Source organism: Pseudomonas batumici (genome assembly GCF_036585405.1).
GTDB lineage: Bacteria > Pseudomonadota > Gammaproteobacteria > Pseudomonadales > Pseudomonadaceae > Aquipseudomonas > Aquipseudomonas batumici.
The window spans coordinates 3,306,645-3,323,412 of record NZ_CP144470.1; the positions used below are offsets into that span (position 1 = coordinate 3,306,645).

At 62.9% G+C, this 16,768-nt stretch carries 9 protein-coding genes; 6 read left to right on the forward strand and 3 right to left on the reverse strand.

Annotated elements, in window-relative coordinates; translation table 11 throughout:
• Positions 1-26: 26 nt before the first annotated feature.
• Positions 27-2,966, reverse strand: coding sequence for a bifunctional [glutamate--ammonia ligase]-adenylyl-L-tyrosine phosphorylase/[glutamate--ammonia-ligase] adenylyltransferase (glnE, locus tag NUH87_RS14920; RefSeq protein ID WP_338526628.1), 2,940 nt, complete (start codon positions 2,964-2,966; stop codon positions 27-29).
• Between the two features lie 382 nt (positions 2,967-3,348).
• Between glnE and aceE the strand changes: the two genes are divergently transcribed.
• The 4 genes from aceE to msrA all read left to right on the forward strand — a co-directional run bounded on the left by aceE (position 3,349) and on the right by msrA (position 11,707).
• Positions 3,349-5,994: a pyruvate dehydrogenase (acetyl-transferring), homodimeric type gene (gene aceE / locus NUH87_RS14925; protein ID WP_338526629.1), complete on the forward strand. Its 2,646-nt coding sequence runs from the start codon at positions 3,349-3,351 to the stop codon at positions 5,992-5,994.
• A gap of 11 nt (positions 5,995-6,005) precedes the next feature.
• Entirely contained in the window at positions 6,006-7,958 is a 1,953-nt protein-coding gene (gene aceF / locus NUH87_RS14930) for a dihydrolipoyllysine-residue acetyltransferase (protein ID WP_338526630.1), read from the forward strand.
• A 329-nt stretch (positions 7,959-8,287) separates the two neighbouring features.
• The gene (locus tag NUH87_RS14935) at positions 8,288-10,981 is read left to right on the forward strand and encodes a putative bifunctional diguanylate cyclase/phosphodiesterase (protein ID WP_338526632.1); all 2,694 of its coding nucleotides are present in this window, start codon (positions 8,288-8,290) and stop codon (positions 10,979-10,981) included.
• A 78-nt stretch (positions 10,982-11,059) separates the two neighbouring features.
• Positions 11,060-11,707: a peptide-methionine (S)-S-oxide reductase MsrA gene (msrA, locus tag NUH87_RS14940; protein ID WP_338526633.1), complete on the forward strand. Its 648-nt coding sequence runs from the start codon at positions 11,060-11,062 to the stop codon at positions 11,705-11,707.
• 142 nt (positions 11,708-11,849) lie between these two features.
• Here the strand turns inward: msrA and NUH87_RS14945 are convergent, their stop codons facing one another.
• Positions 11,850-12,686: a 23S rRNA (adenine(2030)-N(6))-methyltransferase RlmJ gene (locus tag NUH87_RS14945; RefSeq protein ID WP_338526635.1), complete on the reverse strand. Its 837-nt coding sequence runs from the start codon at positions 12,684-12,686 to the stop codon at positions 11,850-11,852.
• A gap of 151 nt (positions 12,687-12,837) precedes the next feature.
• Between NUH87_RS14945 and NUH87_RS14950 the strand changes: the two genes are divergently transcribed.
• Positions 12,838-13,332, forward strand: a complete 495-nt coding sequence (locus NUH87_RS14950; RefSeq protein WP_338526636.1) for a DUF2165 domain-containing protein — start codon at positions 12,838-12,840, stop codon at positions 13,330-13,332.
• 170 nt (positions 13,333-13,502) lie between these two features.
• Positions 13,503-14,771, forward strand: a complete 1,269-nt coding sequence (locus NUH87_RS14955; RefSeq protein ID WP_338526637.1) for an O-acetylhomoserine aminocarboxypropyltransferase/cysteine synthase family protein — start codon at positions 13,503-13,505, stop codon at positions 14,769-14,771.
• A gap of 74 nt (positions 14,772-14,845) precedes the next feature.
• On the opposite strand, the gene putP is transcribed toward NUH87_RS14955, so the two are convergent.
• On the reverse strand, positions 14,846-16,330 hold the full coding sequence (putP, locus tag NUH87_RS14960) for a sodium/proline symporter PutP (protein ID WP_338526638.1): 1,485 nt from the start codon (positions 16,328-16,330) through the stop codon (positions 14,846-14,848).
• Positions 16,331-16,768: the final 438 nt, after the last annotated feature.

Sequence of the window (16,768 nt, forward strand, 5' to 3'; positions counted from 1 at the left end):
TAGCCTCCCCGCCTCCAAAATATCAATCAGCTTAGCCCCAGTTCGGTCCAGATCCGCATGACATCGCGGCGCTCGACCGCGAACTGATCGCCGGCGATCACCCCCGCCTCTTTCTGCAATGCCTGGCGGTGGGCCGCGGAGCGATAGGCCTTGTAGGCCTCGCGCAGCAGGTTGGCATCCGTGGCGGGAATCAGGCCGGCTTCCTCCAGCCCTTCGAGAATGCGAATATTATCGGTATAGCGGAGTAACGCCGGGTGCGCTTTCGACCAGGCCAATGTCGCGTATTGCACCATAAATTCAATATCGACGATACCACCGGCATCCTGCTTGATATCGAACGGCGCCGTGGCCTCGAAGGCATTGGCCGCCGTCCCCGCCGCGGTGGCCTTGCTCCCCAGGTTGTCACGCATCTTGGCGCGCATCTCGCTGACTTCCTGGCGCAAGGTCGGCAAATCCCGTTCACGCCCCAGCACCGCCGCCCGCACTTTCTCGAACGCCGCGCCCACGTCCGTGCACCCCACCAGCACCCGGGCGCGGATCAGCGCCTGATGCTCCCAGGTCCAGGCTTCGTTCTGCTGGTAACGCTCGAAGGCGCCCAGGGAGCTGACCAGCAGGCCCGAGGCACCGGACGGGCGCAGGCGCATGTCCACTTCATAGAGTTGGCCGGAGTTGGTCTGGGTGGTCAGCAGGTGAATGATCCGCTGCCCCAGGCGGGTGAAGAACTGCGCGGTATCGATGGGCTTGGCGCCGTCGGTCTCGGCATTCGGGTCGCCGTCATGGATGAACACCAGGTCCAGGTCCGAACCATGGCCCAGCTCGATCCCGCCGACCTTGCCGTAGCCGACAATAATGAAGCCCGGGTCGCACAAGCTGCCGTCGACCCGCCGTGGCGAACCATGCCGGGCAACGGTCTGGCGCCAGGCCAGGGCCAGCACCTGTTCGAGGATCGCCTCGGCGAGCCAGGTGAGGTAGTCGCTGACCTTCATCAACGGCAGGCTGCCGGAGATCTCCGAGGCCGCGACCCGCAGCCGATGCGCCAGCTTGAAGTGACGCAAGGCTTCCATCTGCTGTTCGAGGTCGTCTTCCGGGATCCGCGTCAGCCGCTCGCGCAACTCCGCAGCCAACTCCGGCGCCAGGGGCGGCTTGAACAGCCGGCCTTCGTTGAGCAACTCGTCGAGCAGCATCGGGAAACGGGTGATCTGCTCGGCAATCCAGGGGCTGGCGGCACACAAGGTCAGCAAGCGGCGCAAGGCCCCCGGGTTTTCCGTGAGCAGCACCAGGTAGGCCGAACGCCGGGCCACGGCTTCCACCAGCGGCAGCACGCGCTCCAGCACCAGGTCCGGATCGGCATGTTCCACCGCCTGGGCCAGCAGGCGCGGGATAAAGGCATCGAGGCGCTCCCGACCGAGGCGCTGCATGGCACGCAACTGCGGGCTGGTACGCAGCACCGTCAGTTGCTTCAGCGCCTTGGCGGCATCCTTGAAACCGCCCTCCTGCAACTGCCGGCAGGCCGCTTCCTCGTCCTGGGACTCTTCCCACAGCGGCAACCATTCGCCGCCGACCACCACTTCGCTCTGCGCACCGTCCTCTTCATCCGGGTCGGCAATGACCTGGCGGAAATGCCAGTCGACCCGTCCACGCCAGTGCATCAACCGCTCATGAAACGCCGCCCAACTGTCGAAGCCCATCATGAAGGCGATGCGCGCCCGGTCCTTTTCGCCGTCGGGCAGCATCTGGGTCTGGCGGTCGGCAATCGCCTGGATCGCATGCTCGGTGTAGCGCAGGAATTCATAGCCGCTACGCAACTCGCCGATCACCGCCGGCGGCAGGTAACCCTGTCCCTCCAGGGTCCCCAGCACTTTCAACAGGGGACGCTGCTGCAGACTCAGGTCACGCCCGCCGTGAATCAGCTGGAAGGCCTGGGCAATGAACTCGACTTCGCGAATGCCGCCGGAACCCAGCTTGATATTCTCGGCCATGCCCTTGCGCCGGACTTCCTGCTGGATCAACTGCTTCATGGTGCGCAGCGCTTCGATGGCCGAGAAATCCAGGTAACGCCGATAGACGAAGGGCCGCAACATCTCCAGCAGGTGCGCGCCCGCCACCTGGTCGCCGGCCACCACCCGGGCCTTGATCATCGCGTAGCGTTCCCAGTCGCGCCCCTGATCCTGGTAATACTGTTCCAGCGCGTTGAAGCTCAGCACCAGCGCACCGGCCGAGCCATAGGGGCGCAAGCGCATGTCGACGCGGAACACGAAGCCGTCGACGGTGATCGGGTCCAGGGCCTTGATCAGCCGCTGGCCCAGGCGGATGAAAAACTCCTGGTTGTCCAGCGGGCGCTTGACCCCGACCGTCTCGCCGCCTTCCGGGTAGGCGAAGATCAGGTCGATGTCGGAGGACAGGTTCAACTCCACGGCACCGAGCTTGCCCATGCCGAGGATGACCATCTGCTGCGCCTGGCCGCTACGCCGCCCGGTGGGTGTGCCGAACTGCTGGCAATGGCGCGGGTACAACCATTGATAAGCCTGGTCGATGCTGGCGTCGGCCAGGTCCGACAGGTCGCGACAGGTCTGCACCAGGTCCGCCTGGCGGGTCAGGTCGCGCCAGATGATCCGCACCTGCTGGCGCGTGCGCTGGCGCCGCAGGACCCGGCCCAGCTCATCCTCGTTGTCGACCTGCTGCAACGCCGCGGCGATCTGCCCGCACATCTCCCCCGGCGCAAAACCGCGATCCAGGTCGCCGAACTGCGCCAGCTCCAGCAACATCAAAGGGTCACGAACCGACTGTTCAATAAAGAAGTCGCTGGCCGCGCCGACCCGGGCGAACTGCGCCCAGCGTTGCTCGGTCCATTGGGCCAGCCCGTGATCATCGTCCAGGGCCGCGACGGCCGCACGAAACGACTGCTCGGCACGAGCGGCGACAGGCAGAAGAATGGCCGGCAAGTCGGCCAACGTTGGAAGGCTCATGGTCTATCCTTGGTGATCGAACAATCAGCGGCAGTCTGTGATCGCGAGAAACACGCTCTGAAAAGGACTGTCGAACAAAAGTTAGAAATAGCTGATAATGGTAATTTTTTGGCAGCCAGCCTCAAAAAAGCGGCCGCCTTGACTCATTTCCAACCAACAATATCGATTACGCTCACAACATAGCAGGAAGTTTTTACTCGTCGCCCTGTAGTTTTACTACTCGTCTATACATTCGAAAGGCTGAAATGGCCGACGATTTGTAGTAAAACTACAGAACTCCGGAACAACCTCCGGACATCCAAGAATTTATGTCGTCTGCCCACAAGGCCAGTCGCAAACTCAGGCAACCGATTCTGGAAGCCTTTCCGCCCTGGAGCAAGCCATGCAAGACCTCGATCCCGTCGAAACCCAGGAATGGCTGGACGCCCTGGAATCGGTTCTCGACAAAGAAGGCGAAGACCGTGCTCATTACCTGATGACCCGTATGGGCGAACTCGCGACCCGCAGCGGCTCGCAACTGCCCTACGCCATCACCACGCCGTACCGCAACACGATTCCCGTCACCCACGAAGCACGCATGCCTGGCGACCTGTTCATGGAACGCCGCATTCGCTCGCTGGTGCGCTGGAACGCCATGGCCATGGTAATGCGCACGAACTTGAAAGATTCTGACCTGGGCGGTCACATCTCCAGCTTCGCCTCCAGCGCCACCCTGTATGACATCGGTTTCAACTACTTCTTCCAGGCTCCGACCGACGAACACGGCGGCGACCTGATCTACTTCCAGGGCCACACCTCGCCAGGCGTCTACGCCCGCGCGTTCATGGAAGGTCGCATCACCGAAGAGCAAATGAACAACTTCCGCCAGGAAGTCGACGGCCAGGGCCTGTCGTCCTACCCGCACCCTTGGCTGATGCCTGACTTCTGGCAGTTCCCGACCGTCTCCATGGGTCTGGGTCCGATCCAGGCGATCTACCAGGCACGCTTCATGAAGTACCTGGAAGCCCGCGGCTTCATCCAGCCAGGCAAGCAGAAAGTCTGGTGCTTCCTGGGCGACGGCGAGTGCGACGAACCGGAATCCCTGGGCGCAATCTCCCTGGCCGGCCGCGAGAAGCTGGACAACCTGATCTTCGTCATCAACTGCAACCTGCAACGTCTCGACGGGCCAGTGCGTGGCAACGGCAAGATCATCCAGGAACTCGAAGGCGTGTTCCGTGGCGCCCAGTGGAACGTCACCAAAGTCATCTGGGGCCGTTTCTGGGACCCACTGCTGGCCAAGGACGTCGACGGCATCCTGCAACGCCGGATGGACGAAGTCATCGACGGCGAGTACCAGAACTACAAGGCCAAAGACGGCGCGTTCGTACGTGAACACTTCTTCAACTCGCCGGAACTCAAGGCGATGGTTGCCGATCTGTCCGACGACGAGATCTGGAAACTCAACCGTGGCGGCCACGACCCGTACAAGGTCTACGCGGCGTACCACGAAGCGGTCAACCACAAGGAACAACCGACCGTCATCCTGGCCAAGACCATCAAGGGTTATGGCACCGGTGCCGGCGAAGCGAAGAACACCGCGCACAACACCAAGAAGGTGGATGTTGAAAGCCTGAAGCTGTTCCGCGATCGCTTCGACATCCCGGTCAAGGATGACCAACTGGAAAACCTGCCGTTCTTCAAGCCGGAACCCAACAGCGCCGAAGCCCGCTACCTCAGCGAGCGTCGCACCGCACTGGGCGGTTTCGTGCCACAGCGCCGTTCCCAGAGCTTCAACATCCCGACCCCGCCACTGGATACCCTCAAGGCGATCCTGGACGGCTCGGGCGACCGTGAAATCTCCACCACCATGGCTTTCGTGCGGATCCTCGCGCAACTGGTCAAGGACAAGGAAATCGGCCCGCGCATCGTCCCGATCATCCCGGACGAAGCCCGTACCTTCGGTATGGAAGGCATGTTCCGTCAATTGGGCATCTACTCCTCCGTCGGCCAGCTCTACGAGCCAGTCGATAAAGACCAGGTGATGTTCTACAAGGAAGACAAGAAGGGCCAGATCCTCGAGGAAGGCATCAACGAAGCGGGCGCCATGAGCTCCTTCATCGCGGCCGGTACTTCGTACTCCAGCCACAACCAGCCGATGCTGCCGTTCTACATCTTCTACTCGATGTTCGGCTTCCAGCGCATCGGTGACCTGGCCTGGGCCGCCGGCGACAGCCGTACCCGTGGTTTCCTGATCGGCGGTACCGCCGGCCGCACCACCCTGAACGGCGAAGGCCTGCAGCACGAAGACGGTCACAGCCACATCCTGGCCGCCACCATCCCGAACTGCCGCACCTATGATCCGACCTACGGCTACGAGCTGGCGGTGATCATCCAGGACGGCATGAAGAAGATGACCGAAGAGCAACAGGACGTCTTCTACTACATCACCGTGATGAACGAGTCCTACCAGCAGCCTGCCATGCCGGCCGGTGCCGAGGAAGGCATCATCAAGGGCATGTACCTGCTCGAGGAAGACACCCGGGAAGCGGCTCACCACGTACAACTGATGGGCTCCGGCACCATCCTGCGCGAAGTGCGTGAAGCGGCGAAGATCCTGCGCGAGCAGTTCAACGTCGGCGCCGACGTGTGGAGCGTTACCAGCTTCAACGAACTGCGTCGCGACGGCCTGGCCGTGGAACGCAGCAACCGCCTGCATCCTGGCCAGAAGCCGAAGCGCAGCTACGTCGAAGAATGCCTCGCCGGCCGCCAAGGCCCGGTGATCGCCTCTACCGACTACATGAAGTTGTTTGCCGAACAGATCCGCCAGTGGGTCCCGTCCAAGGAATTCAAAGTCCTGGGCACCGACGGTTTCGGCCGCAGTGACAGCCGCAAGAAGCTGCGTCACTTCTTCGAAGTCGACCGTCATTTCGTGGTGTTGGCAGCCCTGGAAGCCTTGGCTGACCGTGGTGACATCGAACCTAAAGTGGTGGCCGAAGCCATCGCCAAGTTCGGCATCAACCCGGAAAAACGCAACCCACTGGACTGCTGAGGAGACACCCTGTGAGCGAACTCATTCGCGTACCTGACATCGGCAGCGGTGAAGGTGAAGTAATCGAACTGTTTGTGAAGGTCGGCGATCGCATCGAAGCCGACCAGAGCATCCTGACGCTGGAATCGGACAAGGCGAGCATGGAAGTGCCCGCGCCGAAAGCCGGCATCATCAAGAGCCTGAAAGTGAAGCTGGGCGACCGCCTGAAAGAAGGCGACGAACTGCTGGAACTGGAAGTCGAGGGTGCCGCTGCCGCGGCTCCTGCGGCTGCGCCGGCGCCTGCCGCCCAGGCTGCTGCTCCGGTTGCCGCCGCACCGGCTGCCGCGCCGAGCGCTGCGCCTGCCGCCGCCTCGGCGCAACAAGTGCACGTGCCGGACATCGGTTCGTCGGGCAAGGCCCAGATCATCGAGATCTCGGTCAAGGTCGGCGACAGCATCGAAGCGGATCAATCCCTGATCACCCTCGAGTCCGACAAGGCCAGCATGGAAATCCCGTCGCCGGCCGCCGGCGTCGTGGAAAGCATCAACGTCAAGCTCAACGACGAAGTCGGTACCGGCGACCTGATCCTGGTCCTGAAAGTGGCCGGCGCAGCGCCAGCCGCCGCTCCAGCACCGGCCCAAGCCGCCGCGCCTGCTGCCGCTCCGGCGCCAGCCGCTGCACCGGCTGCCGCGGTCGCCGACAGCGTCCAGGACATCCACGTGCCGGACATCGGTTCGTCGGGCAAGGCCAAGATCATCGAAGTCTCGGTCAAGGCCGGTGACACCGTCGAGGTCGATCAGTCGCTGATCACCCTCGAATCCGACAAGGCCAGCATGGAAATCCCATCGCCGGCCGCCGGCGTGGTGGAAAGCGTTTCCATCAAGCTGGACGACGAAGTCGGTACCGGTGACCTGATCCTCAAACTGAAGGTCAAGGGCACTGCCGCCCCAGCCGCGCCTGCCCAGGCGGCGGCACCGGCTGCTCCGGCCAAGGCTGCGGCGGCACCTGCCGCGGCGCCTGCACCCGCTGCTGCTCCAGCGGTCGCACCGGTCAATTCGGGCGCCAAGGTTCACGCAGGTCCGGCGGTACGCCAACTGGCCCGTGAATTCGGCGTCGAGTTGAGCGCCGTGAGCGCAAGCGGTCCGCACGGTCGCATCCTCAAGGAAGACGTGCAGGTCTACGTCAAGGCCATGATGCAGAAGGCCAAGGAAGCACCGGCCGCTGCTGCCGCCGGCGCAACCGGCGGTGCCGGCATCCCGCCGATCCCGGTGGTGGATTTCAGCCGCTTCGGTGAAATCGAAGAAGTGCCGATGACCCGCCTGATGCAAGCCGGTGCCGCCAACCTGCACCGCAGCTGGCTGAACGTGCCGCACGTGACCCAATTCGACTCGGCGGATATCACCGAGCTGGAAGCGTTCCGCGTGGCCCAGAAAGCCGCGGCCGAGAAGGCCGGCGTCAAGCTGACCATCCTGCCGCTGCTGCTCAAGACCTGCGCCCACCTGCTCAAGGAACTGCCGGACTTCAACAGTTCGCTGGCCCCGAGCGGCAAGGCGATCATTCGCAAGAAGTACGTCAACATCGGCTTCGCCGTCGACACCCCGGATGGCCTGCTGGTACCGGTCATCAAGGACGTCGACCGGAAGAACCTGCTGCAACTCGCTGCCGAAGCGGCTTCCCTGGCTGAAAAGGCCCGGACCAAGAAGCTCTCCGCCGACGAGATGCAGGGCGCCTGCTTCACCATCTCCAGCCTCGGGCACATTGGTGGCACCGGCTTCACGCCGATCGTCAACGCGCCGGAAGTGGCGATCCTCGGTGTCTCCAAGGCCACCATCCAGCCGGTCTGGGACGGCAAGGCCTTCCAGCCCAAGCTGATGTTGCCGCTGTCGCTGTCCTACGATCACCGCGTGATCAACGGCGCCGCCGCCGCGCGCTTCACCAAGCGCCTGAGCGACCTGCTGGCGGATATCCGCACCATCCTGCTGTAACCGCGAATCCGGTCTCTTCCTTCGAGGAGACCGGATCCGTGCATCGATTTCCGAGCGCCACGCTCGTACCTCAACCCCGCCGCTTGGCGGGGCTTTTTTTTGCCCACGCCCCGGGCAACCCCGCAAACGCCCTGCAAACACCGGGAACACCGCGAAATAGACCGGTGGCCAGGCCCACTCACTGAAGAAATTCTCCTCTCGGCCGATACATTGAAGGCACAGAGCCACTGTTCTGCTTGTCAGCCTGACCCGCTTAATGCAACCTTGCCCAACACGCCAGAAAAACGGTCTTTACCCAGCGTGACCCGTACTCTTGAAGCGAGCTATCAATGAAAAGCCAACCCGATGTCGCCAATAGATTGGCGGCCGAGGTAGTCACGCAGTTACCGGTGCCCTCGCGGCTCGGCATGCTGCGTTTCGAACGGCTGAATGAAGCAAGCTGGGCACTGCTGTTTCTCGACCCCAATTGCGAGCGCCAGTTCGGCCTCCCGGCCATCGAACTCTGTGCCCTGGTCGGTTCGCCCTATGCCAGCCTGATGGAGCCCGAAGCCCGTTACCGGCTGCACGACACCATCCAGCAGCAATTGGTCGACAACCCGCATTACCTGATCCGCTACACCCTGCACACCACCCAGGGCCCCCTGAGCCTGCTGGAAGTCGGTGAAGCCTACAAACAACACAACCGCCACCTGCTACGCGGCTACCTGCTGGTGGTCGAGGGCCTGGTCGGCCAGGAGCCGACCCTGCCGACCGCCGACCTGGAAACCCAGAACAGCCGCCTGCAGATCGCCCTGGAACTGAACCAGCGCGCCCAGCAGGAACAGTTGCTGCACCTGGACCGGGTGCGCGCCCAGCAGGACCTGATCCTGCGCCTGGCGCGCCAGCGCTACAGCGCCGGCAAGTCCCTGCTCGAAGCCGCCGAACTGATCACCCGTTGCGCCTGCGACATCTACGAAATCGACTGTGCGAGCATCTGGAACCTCGAAGGCGATCGCCTGGTACCGATCTGCGCCTATCACCGTGATCGCCAGCAATACGTGCTGCCGGATGTCATCGACGTCAGCGGTTTTCCCAACTATCTGGAAGCCCTGCACACCAGCCGCGCCATTGACGCCCACAACACGATGCACGACCCGCGCACCCGGGAGATGGCCGAAAGCCTGCGCCCCCGGGACACCAACGCCATGCTCGACGCCAGCATCCGCATCGACGGCCAGGTGGTCGGCGTGCTGTGCCTGGAACAGAGCGGCAAGACCCGCGCCTGGCAGTCCGACGAAATCGCCTTTGCCGGCGAACTGGCGGACCAGTTCGCCCAGGTCATCAACAACCACAACCGACGGGCCGCCACCAGCGCCCTGCACCTGTTCCAACGCGCCGTGGAACAGAGCGCCAACGCCTTCCTGCTGGTCAGCAGCGAAGGCGTGGTGGAATACGTCAACCCCAGCTTTACCGCCATCACCCAGTACAGCACCGAGGAAGTCCACGGCCAGAAGCTCTCCGAACTGCCGGCCCTGGAGAATCTCAGCGAACTGCTGTTCGATGCCACCTCGAGCCTGGCCAAGAGCAACAGCTGGCAGGGCGAGTTCAAGAGCCGGCGCAAGAACCTGGAGCCCTACTGGGGCCAGCTGTCGATTTCCAAGGTCTATGGCGACAACCGCGAACTGACCCACTACATCGGCATCTACGAAGACATCACCCAGACCAAGCTGGCGCAACAGCGCATCGAGCGCCTGGCCTACACCGACAACCTGACCAACCTGGGCAACCGTCCGGCCTTCATCCGCAACCTCGACGAACGCTTCGCCCGCGACAGCGATTCGCCCATCAGCCTGCTGCTGGTGGACATCGACAACTTCAAGCGGATCAACGACAGCCTCGGCCACCAGACCGGCGACAAACTGCTGATCAGCCTGGCCCGGCGCCTGCGCAACAGCCTGAGCCCCAGCGGCAGCCTGGCACGCTTTGCCAGCAACGAATTCGCGGTACTGCTGGACGACACCGACCTGGAAACCGGGCAACAGGTCGCCAGCCAGCTGCTGATCACCCTCGACAAACCGATGTTCGTCGACAACCAGCTGATCAGCGTCACCGGCTCCGTGGGCCTGGCCAGCGCGCCGCTGCACGGCCGCGACCCGCAGACCCTGATGCGCAACGCCGGCCTGGCCCTGCACAAGGCCAAGGCCAACGGCAAGCACCAGGTCCAGGTCTTCACCGAGGCGCTGAACGCCGAGGCCAGCTACAAGCTGTTCGTCGAGAACAACCTGCGCCGCGCCCTGACCCAGAACGAACTGGACGTGTTCTATCAACCCAAGCTCTGCCTGCGCAGCGGCCGTCTGCTGGGCATGGAAGCGCTGTTGCGCTGGAATCACCCGGAACGCGGCATGATCCGCCCGGACCAGTTCATCAGCGTCGCGGAAGAAACCGGCCTGATCATCCCGATCGGCAAGTGGGTCGCCCGCCAGGCCTGCCGCATGAGCAAGCAACTGACCGCGCGTGGGCTGGGCAACCTGCAGGTGGCCATCAACCTCTCGCCCAAGCAGTTCTCCGACCCGGACCTGGTGGCCTCCATCGCCAGCATCCTCAAGGAAGAGCAGCTACCGCCGAGCCTGCTGGAGCTGGAACTGACCGAAGGCCTGCTGCTGGAGGCCACCGAAGACACCCACCAGCAACTCGACCAGTTGAAAAAGCTCGGCCTGACCCTGGCCATGGACGACTTCGGCACCGGCTACTCGTCCCTGAGCTACCTGAAGAAATTCCCGATCGACATCATCAAGATCGATCGCAGCTTCATCCACGAAATCCCGGACAACCAGGACGACATGGAAATCACCTCCGCGGTGATCGCCATGGCCCACAACCTGAAGATCAAGGTGGTGGCCGAAGGGATCGAGACCTGTGAACAGCTGACCTTCCTGCGTCGCCACCGCTGCGACGTCGGCCAGGGCTACCTGTTCGACCGCCCCATCCCCGGCCTCGAACTGATCGAGCAGCTCAAACGTTACCCGCGCGGCCCTTTGGCCTGACAGCTCTGTAACACTCGGGCACACTGTTGGTCTATCTTTCTGTATCGCTCATCCCAACCTGACTGAGAGGACTGCGACATGGTCTTGCGCTCGGAAATACTGGTGAACAAAAACGTGCTCCCAACCAAAGAACAAGCTCTACCTGGCCGCGAAACCCCGATGGCGGTCCCGGACAAACACTTCGTCAACGGCAACCCGCTGCTGGGCCCCTTCCCCGGCAACGTGGAATTCGCCATCTTCGGCCTGGGCTGTTTCTGGGGTGCGGAACGGCGCTTCTGGCAACGCGCAGGCGTGTACAGCACGTCGGTGGGTTACGCCGGCGGCTTCACGCCGAACCCGACCTACGAGGAAGTCTGCTCGGGCCTGACCGGCCACAGCGAAGTGGTGCTGGTGGTGTACGAGCCGGAGATCGTCAGCTACGAAGAGCTGCTGGCACTGTTCTGGGAACTGCACGACCCGACCCAGGGCATGCGCCAGGGCAACGACATCGGCACCCAGTACCGCTCGGTGATCTACGCCACCAAGCCGGAACAGCTGGAAGCCGCATTGAAGAGCAAGCAGGTGTTCCAGGCCGAGCTGAGCAAGGCCGGCCACGGCGCCATCACCACGGAAATCGACGAAGCGCCGACCTTCTTCTACGCCGAGGCCTACCACCAGCAGTACCTGGCGAAGAATCCCGAAGGCTATTGCGGAATTCGCGGCACGGGCGTGACCTGCCCGATCTGATTCACCGCCCCACCCCCACTGTGGGAGCGGTGCTTGCCCGCGAAGAGGCCCGCGAGATCGCTAAAAGCTTCGCGGGCAAGCTCCGCTCCCACAGATCCCGGTGCGTCCGTAACATCGGGAAAGCCTGGCGTCCCGACACGACCTACTCGGCGATCAGCCAGTCCAGCCGCCAGTCACCCTGGGTCTGACCCAGCTTCTGCGCCAGCCACGGCAACAGCTCGCGCAACTCCTTCTCCAGCCCCCACGGCGGATTGGCGATCGCCAACCCCGAACCGTTCAGGCTCGCCGGCGTGTCCAGCGGATGCACCAGCAACTCCACCCGCAGCAACTTCGGCGCACCGGTGCCGGCCAGGTCCTGATAGAAACGCTTCAAGGCACGCTGATCCTTGATCGGATACCAGACCGCCGCCACCGTCTGGCGCATGCGGCCGATGGCTTCCTTGAGCGAGGCGGCGCAACGCTGCATTTCATCCAACTGCTCGAACGGCGGGTCGATCAGCATCACCGCCCGCTTCTCCACCACCGGCAGCAACGCCCGCGCCACGTGCCAACCCTCGCCCAGGTGCACCGCCACGCGCCGGTCGCCCTTCATGTTGTCCTTGAGCAACTTGCCGTCTTCCGGGTGCTTTTCATTGAGCAACACACGGTCCTGTGCACGGCTCAAACGCCGCGCCAGTTCCGGCGAGCCCGGGTAGTAGCGCAATTCGCCATCCGGGTTCATCTCGTGCAGCACCCGCATGTAATCGGCGGCCACGGCGGGCAGATCCTGCTCGCCCCACAGCCGGGCAATGCCTTCCAGGTATTCGCCGGTGCGACTGGCCTGGTCGCCCTTGAGGTCATACAGGCCGATGCCGGCGTGGCTGTCGAGGTAGGCGAACGGCTGCTCCTTGCGCGCCATCAGGGCGATCAGGCGGGTCAGGACCAGGTGTTTCAAGACGTCGGCGTGATTGCCGGCGTGAAAGGCGTGACGGTAGTTCATGGCGACTCCTGCGAAGGAGGCGAAGTTTACCTTGTGCCCGGGCGTACGTCAGGTCGCAGCGCACCGCAGGCGTCGGAAGCGTCTGACATATTCCCAGGGCAGTGCAGTGATAAGGTCGTTTTCCCACTTATCGGAAAGAAGGATCCGAGCAATGACCACCCGCCACGCCAAGATTGTCCTCACCCTGGCCCTCGCGACCTTCGCCTTCATGGTCACCTTCAACAACATCACCGATTACGGCTCCAACTTTGCCTTTGTCCGCCATGTGCTGAGCATGGACACCACCTTCCCGAACAACGCTGCGATGTACCGCGCGATCACCAGCCCCGCCCTCTGGCACGCCGCCTATTGGCTGATCATCTTCGGCGAAGGCCTGACCGCCGCGCTGCTGGCCTATGGTGCGCTGTCACTGTGGCGAGCACGCAAGGCCGAGGCCGTCACCTTCGAACGGGCGAAGCGGTGGGTCGTCAGCGGCGCAACCGTGGGTTTCCTGGTCTGGTTCTTCGGCTTCATGGTGGTCGGTGGCGAATGGTTCCTGATGTGGCAATCGCAGACCTGGAACGGCCAGGAGCCGGCCTTCAAGTTCTACATGGCGATCCTCGGCGTACTGATCTTCGTCAATCAGGCGGACAACGAGCCGGCTTAAACCAGGTCACTTGCCGATTGCGCGCCAGTATCGGACACTGGCTCGCCGGTTTGCGGTCCGACCACGGGCACGAAACCCAAGGTCATTGGCGACTCAGACACACGAGACCATTAAGCGACCGCACCTGCCTGGCAGTGCTCATTAATGGAATTTCACTGAGTCGAGACTTTATGAAAGACGCAACGATTGCGCTCCATCACGGTTTCAAGTCGGACCCGACCACCAAGGCCGTGGCCGTGCCCATCTACCAGAACGTCGCCTTCGAATTCGATAACGCCCAGCACGGCGCCGACCTGTTCAACCTGGACGTACCGGGCAATATCTACACCCGCATCATGAACCCCACCAACGACGTGCTGGAACAGCGCCTCGCGGCCCTGGAAGGCGGGATCGCCGGATTGGCGGTGTCCGCCGGCAGCGCGGCCATCCACTACGCGATCCAGGCCCTGACCCGCGCCGGCGACAATATCGTCTCCACGCCGCAGCTCTATGGCGGCACCTACACCCTCTTCGCCCACCTGCTGCCGAGTTTCGGGGTCGAGGTGCGCTTCGCCCGCGACGACTCCGCCGAAGCCATCGCCGAGCTGATCGACGAAAACACCAAGCTGGTCTATTGCGAAAGCATCGGCAATCCGGCGGGCAATATCGTCGATCTCCAGCGCTTTGCCGAGGTGGCCCACGCCCGCGGCGTACCGCTGATGGTCGACAACACCGTGGCGACGCCGATCCTGTGCAAGCCGATCCAGTTCGGCGCCGACATCGTCGTGCACTCGGTGACCAAGTACGTCGGTGGCCACGGCAACGCCCTGGGCGGGGTAATTGTCGATGCCGGGACCTTCCCCTGGGCCGACTACCCGGAAAAGTTTCCCGGCCTGAACACCCCGGAAGCCGCCTATCACGGTGTGGTCTATACGGAAAAATTCGGCCCGGCGGCCTTTATCGCCCGCGCCCGGACAGTGCCGCTGCGCAATACCGGCGCGGCACTGGCGCCGATGAACGCCTTCCTGCTGCTGCAAGGCCTGGAAACTCTTGCCTTGCGCATGGAACGGCATACCGACAACGCGATCAAGGTGGCGCAGTTCCTCAAGGCTCACGAGCAAGTCGCCTGGGTCAGTTACGCCGGCCTGCCGGACCACCCGCACCATGAGCTGGCGCTCAAGTACATGAAGGGCAAGCCTTCGGCGATCCTCTCGTTCGGTCTCAAGGGTGGCTATGAAGCCGGGGTGCGTTTCTACGATGCGCTGCAGATCTTCAAGCGCCTGGTGAATATCGGCGACGCCAAGTCCCTGGCCTGCCACCCGGCCTCCACCACCCACCGGCAAATGAACGCAGCCGAACAGGCCAAGGCCGGCGTGAAACCAGAAATGATTCGCCTGTCCGTCGGCATCGAGGCGATCGAGGACATCCTCGAGGACCTGCAACAAGCGCTACGCGCCTGAACCGGAACGGCCCGCCTCCAGGGAGACGGGCCGTTTTCTGATCACCTGGGGGTCAGGGCCTCAGCCCCTCCCGATCAGTGTTCCTGGCGGAACTGCTGCTCCGCCGCGGCGAAACGCTGCAGCATCAGCGCCGAAGGCGCGCCCATCCGGCTGACGACATAGATTGCGATACTGGCAAACAGGAAGCCCGGGATGATTTCGTACAACCCCAGCAGATTGAAGTGCTTCCAGACGATCACGGTGATCGCACCGACCAGGATCCCGGCCAAGGCGCCATTGCGGGTCATGTCCTTCCAGATGACCGAGATCAGCACCACCGGGCCAAACGCCGCACCGAAGCCGGCCCAGGCATAGCTCACCAGGCCCAGGACACGGTTTTCCGGATTGGCCGCCAGGGCAATGGCCACCAGCGCCACCAGCAGGACCATGGCGCGACCGACCCAGACCAGCTCCAGCTGGGAAGCCGATTTACGCAGGAAGGTCTTGTAGAAGTCTTCGGTCAGGGCGCTGGAGCACACCAGCAACTGGCAGCTCAGGGTGCTCATCACCGCCGCCAGGATCGCCGACAGCAGCACGCCGGCGATCCACGGGTTGAAGAGGATCTTCGCCAGCTCGATGAACACCCGCTCGTGGTTCTCGCCCACGGGACCGGCCACATCGGGATGCGCCGAGAAGTAGGCAATGCCGAAAAAGCCCACCGCCACGGTGCCGCCCAGGCACAGGATCATCCAGGTCATGGAAATGCGCCGGGCCTTGGCGATCGACTTGACCGAATCCGCCGCCATGAAGCGCGCCAGTATATGCGGCTGGCCGAAGTAGCCCAGGCCCCAGCCCATCAGCGAAAGGATACCGACGAAGGTGGTGCCCTTGAGCATGTCGAAGTGGGCCGGATCCTTGGCTTCGATGGCCAGGAAAGTGGTGTCGACGCCACCGGTAGCCAGCAGCACGATGATCGGCGTGAGAATCAGCGCAAAGATCATCAGGGTGGCCTGCACGGTGTCGGTCCAACTGACCGCCAGGAAACCGCCGATGAAGGTGTAGGCGATGGTCGCCGCCGCACCGGCCCACAGCGCCGTTTCGTAGGACATGCCAAAGGTGCTTTCAAACAGACGCGCCCCGGCGACGATCCCCGACGCGCAGTAGATGGTGAAGAACACCAGGATCACCAGCGCCGCAATGATCCGCAGCAGGCCGCCGTGGTCCTCGAAGCGGCTGGAGAAATAGTCCGGCAGGGTCAGCGCATCGCCATTGTGCTCGGTCTGCACCCGCAGGCGCCCGGCGACGAACAGCCAGTTCAGGTAGGCGCCGACGATCAGGCCGATGGCAATCCAGCTTTCCGACAGGCCGGACAGGTAGATCGCCCCGGGCAAGCCCATCAGCAACCAGCCGCTCATGTCGGAAGCACCGGCCGACAGGGCGGTGACCACGCTGCCGAGGCTGCGGCCGCCGAGAATGTAGTCGGAAAGGTTGTTGGTCGAGCGATAAGCCATCAGGCCGATCAGCACCATGGCGGCGATATAGATCACGAACGTGATCAGGGTTGGGTTACTTACACTCATTGAAAAATCCCTGGCATTGTTTTTATTGAGCGGCAGTCCGACCGCCGCAAAGAATGATGTCTGTCAGACGCTTAAAGCGTGACGGGCATTTATGACCGATATTTCCTCAGGAAAAACGTCAGCCGCTACCTACGACATGTAGGAGGTTGCACTCCGGCGTGGGATGCTATTCAACAAGCCGAATAAGGTGCAACCCATTTCACCGGAATAAGTTGCACCTATTGAATTTTGCGTATTTTCCGACGCTTTACCGCCCCTTTTCAGTGCGGGAGATACCCTTGGCACCCGGAAAACCTCGGGCCAAAGGCCATAAACCCAAACGGGAAAATAATTCCTGATCTGCCGCCGTTTTTTCCTGAAAAAAAAGGGTTGCACCCGGTTGCACCTCAATCGAGCCAGCGCTACTCTTTCCGCCAGCTGATGCCACGCGATCGTGGT

What these genes read in the sequence shown, in the direction of transcription:
- NUH87_RS14955 (WP_338526637.1), top strand. Translation starts at nt 13,503, where the DNA reads ATGAAAGACGCAACGATTGCGCTCCATCACGGTTTCAAGTCGGACCCG.
- putP (WP_338526638.1), bottom strand. Translation starts at nt 16,330, where the DNA reads ATGAGTGTAAGTAACCCAACCCTGATCACGTTCGTGATCTATATCGCC.
- glnE (WP_338526628.1), bottom strand. Translation starts at nt 2,966, where the DNA reads ATGAGCCTTCCAACGTTGGCCGACTTGCCGGCCATTCTTCTGCCTGTC.
- msrA (WP_338526633.1), top strand. Translation starts at nt 11,060, where the DNA reads ATGGTCTTGCGCTCGGAAATACTGGTGAACAAAAACGTGCTCCCAACC.
- NUH87_RS14950 (WP_338526636.1), top strand. Translation starts at nt 12,838, where the DNA reads ATGACCACCCGCCACGCCAAGATTGTCCTCACCCTGGCCCTCGCGACC.
- NUH87_RS14945 (WP_338526635.1), bottom strand. Translation starts at nt 12,686, where the DNA reads ATGAACTACCGTCACGCCTTTCACGCCGGCAATCACGCCGACGTCTTG.
- NUH87_RS14935 (WP_338526632.1), top strand. Translation starts at nt 8,288, where the DNA reads ATGAAAAGCCAACCCGATGTCGCCAATAGATTGGCGGCCGAGGTAGTC.
- aceE (WP_338526629.1), top strand. Translation starts at nt 3,349, where the DNA reads ATGCAAGACCTCGATCCCGTCGAAACCCAGGAATGGCTGGACGCCCTG.